The organism is Klebsiella sp. NPDC088457 (genome assembly GCF_044900465.1).
Classification (GTDB): Bacteria; Pseudomonadota; Gammaproteobacteria; order Enterobacterales; family Enterobacteriaceae; genus Klebsiella.
Genome location: NZ_JBJDNH010000006.1, coordinates 1 through 3173 on the forward strand (window position 1 = coordinate 1; position 3173 = coordinate 3173).

The window sequence follows — 3173 nt, forward strand, 5'->3', positions numbered from 1 at the left end:
TTATGGATTTGTTGTGGTGTGGGGTGTGTAATGAAATTGCCTGTCAGAGAATTTGATGCAGTTGTTATTGGTGCCGGTGGCGCAGGTATGCGCGCGGCGCTGCAAATTTCCCAGAGCGGCCAGAGCTGTGCGCTGCTCTCTAAAGTGTTCCCTACCCGTTCCCATACCGTTTCCGCGCAGGGTGGCATCACCGTGGCGCTCGGTAATACCCATGAAGATAACTGGGAATGGCATATGTACGACACCGTAAAAGGGTCGGACTATATCGGCGATCAGGACGCTATCGAATATATGTGTAAGACCGGCCCGGAAGCGATTCTGGAGCTGGAACACATGGGGCTGCCGTTCTCTCGTCTGGACGATGGCTCCATCTATCAACGTCCGTTTGGCGGCCAGTCGAAAAACTTCGGCGGCGAGCAGGCGGCACGTACTGCGGCAGCGGCTGACCGTACCGGCCACGCGCTGCTGCACACGCTTTACCAGCAGAACCTGAAAAACCATACCAATATTTTCTCCGAATGGTATGCGCTGGATCTGGTGAAAAACGCCGATGGCGCAGTGGTCGGTTGTACCGCGCTGTGTATCGAAACCGGTGAAGTGGTTTACTTCAAAGCCCGCGCGACCGTGCTGGCAACCGGCGGCGCTGGCCGTATCTATCAGTCCACCACCAACGCCCACATCAACACCGGTGACGGCGTCGGGATGGCGATTCGCGCCGGCGTGCCGGTGCAGGATATGGAAATGTGGCAGTTCCACCCGACCGGTATCGCCGGGGCAGGGGTTCTGGTCACCGAAGGCTGCCGTGGTGAAGGCGGTTATCTGCTGAACAAGCATGGCGAGCGTTTCATGGAGCGCTATGCGCCGAATGCGAAAGACCTGGCGGGTCGTGACGTGGTGGCGCGTTCCATCATGATCGAAATCCGTGAAGGTCGCGGCTGTGACGGCCCGTGGGGTCCGCATGCGAAACTGAAACTGGACCATCTGGGTAAAGAAGTTCTCGAATCCCGTCTGCCGGGGATCCTTGAGCTCTCCCGTACCTTTGCTCACGTTGACCCGGTTAAAGAACCGATTCCGGTTATCCCGACCTGCCACTACATGATGGGCGGTATACCGACCAAAGTGACCGGCCAGGCGCTGACCGTGAATGAAAAAGGCGAAGACGTGGTGATCCCGGGGCTGTTCGCGGTAGGTGAGATCGCCTGCGTATCGGTACACGGCGCTAACCGTCTGGGCGGCAACTCGCTGCTTGACCTGGTGGTCTTCGGCCGCGCGGCGGGCCTGCATCTGCAGGAATCTATCGCCGAGCAGGGCGCGCTGCGTGATGCCAGCGAAGAAGAAATCGACGCTTCTCTGGCACGCCTGAACCGTTGGAACAACAACCGCGACGGTGAAGATCCGGCCGTTATCCGCAAAGCGCTGCAGGAGTGCATGCAGCACAACTTCTCGGTATTCCGCGAAGGTGATGCGATGGCGAAAGGGCTTGAGCAGCTGAAAGTGATTCGTGAGCGTCTGAAAAATGCGCGTCTTGACGACACCTCCAGCGAGTTCAACACCCAGCGCGTTGAGTGCCTGGAGCTGGATAACCTGATGGAAACCGCTTATGCAACGGCGGTCTCTGCCAACTTCCGTACCGAAAGCCGGGGCGCGCATAGCCGCTTTGACTTCCCGGAACGTGATGACGAAAACTGGCTGTGCCATTCCCTGTATCTGCCAGAGTCGGAATCCATGACGCGTCGCAGCGTCAACATGGAACCGAAACTGCGTCCGGCATTCCCGCCGAAGATTCGTACTTATTAATGCGGAGACAGGAAAATGAAACTCGAGTTTTCAATTTATCGCTATAACCCGGATGTAGACGATGCTCCGCGTATGCAGGATTACACCCTGGAAGCGGAAGAAGGTCGCGACATGATGCTGCTGGATGCTCTGATGCAGCTGAAAGAAAAAGATCCGTCGCTCTCTTTTCGTCGTTCCTGCCGTGAAGGGGTATGTGGCTCCGACGGTCTGAACATGAACGGTAAAAATGGTCTGGCGTGCATCACGCCGATCTCCGCGCTGAATCAGCCGGGTAAGAAAATTGTCATCCGTCCGCTGCCTGGTTTGCCGGTTATCCGCGATTTGGTTGTAGACATGGGGCAATTCTATGCACAATATGAGAAGATTAAGCCTTACTTGTTGAATAATGGGCAAAATCCTCCGGCTCGCGAGCATCTGCAGAAGCCCGAGCAGCGTGAGAAACTCGATGGTCTGTACGAGTGTATTCTCTGCGCATGTTGTTCAACCTCTTGCCCGTCGTTCTGGTGGAACCCGGACAAGTTTATCGGCCCGGCTGGTCTGCTGGCGGCGTATCGCTTCCTGATTGACAGTCGCGATACCGAAACCGACAGCCGCCTGGAAGGGTTAAGCGATGCTTTCAGCGTATTCCGCTGTCATAGCATTATGAACTGCGTCAGTGTATGTCCGAAAGGGCTGAACCCGACGCGGGCCATCGGCCATATCAAGTCGATGCTGCTGCAACGTAGTGCGTAAGTAACCCGGTCTGTCCCGGATGGCGCTATCGCTTATCCGGGCTACCCGAAGCAGTAGCCCCGGCAGCGTTTGTGCCGCCGGGGATATGGCAGGAAATCTTTAAAAACCGCCAAATATGTACCAGTAATCAAGGCGTTCAGAGCGAGGTAAGGCGGCAACTGAACGCATCCCCGGGAGCATAGTGAACTATGTGACCGGGGTAAGTGAAGGCAGCTAACGCAACCGCAGCCTGAACGCCGAAGATTAATGGCAGTTTTTAAAGGTTCCTTCGCGGACGCAGAAGCCACAACTCGTCCGCAACAAGTGAACCCCGGCACGCACAATTGATGTGCGTGGTAGTTTCTACGGCGAAATAAGCATATAAATGCTTAAGGGATCACGATGCAGAACGGCGCAATGAAAGCCTGGCTGGACTCTTCTTACCTCTCTGGTTCGAACCAGAGCTGGATAGAACAGCTCTATGAAGACTTCTTAACCGATCCTGACTCTGTTGACGCCAACTGGCGTTCTATGTTCCAGCAGTTACCTGGCACCGGAGTCAAACCGGATCAATTTCATTCGAAAACGCGTGATTATTTCCGTCGACTGGCGAAGGATGCCTCACGTTACACTTCTTCGATTTCCGACCCTGACACCAATGTGAA

At 55.6% G+C, this 3173-nt stretch carries 3 protein-coding genes; all 3 read left to right on the forward strand.

What is annotated here, in order from left to right; all coding sequences use genetic code 11:
- Positions 1 to 30 precede the first annotated feature (30 nt).
- A complete protein-coding gene (sdhA, locus tag ACI2JR_RS05350; protein ID WP_462478056.1) occupies positions 31 to 1797 on the forward strand; it encodes a succinate dehydrogenase flavoprotein subunit in 1767 nt (588 codons plus the stop codon).
- 15 nt (positions 1798 to 1812) lie between these two features.
- Complete coding sequence (gene sdhB / locus ACI2JR_RS05355) at positions 1813 to 2529, forward strand: succinate dehydrogenase iron-sulfur subunit SdhB (protein ID WP_004859670.1); 717 nt, start codon at positions 1813 to 1815, stop codon at positions 2527 to 2529.
- Positions 2530 to 2910: 381 nt separating this feature from the next.
- A partial coding sequence (locus tag ACI2JR_RS05360) for a hypothetical protein (RefSeq protein ID WP_462478057.1) occupies positions 2911 to 3173 on the forward strand: 263 nt, incomplete at its 3' end.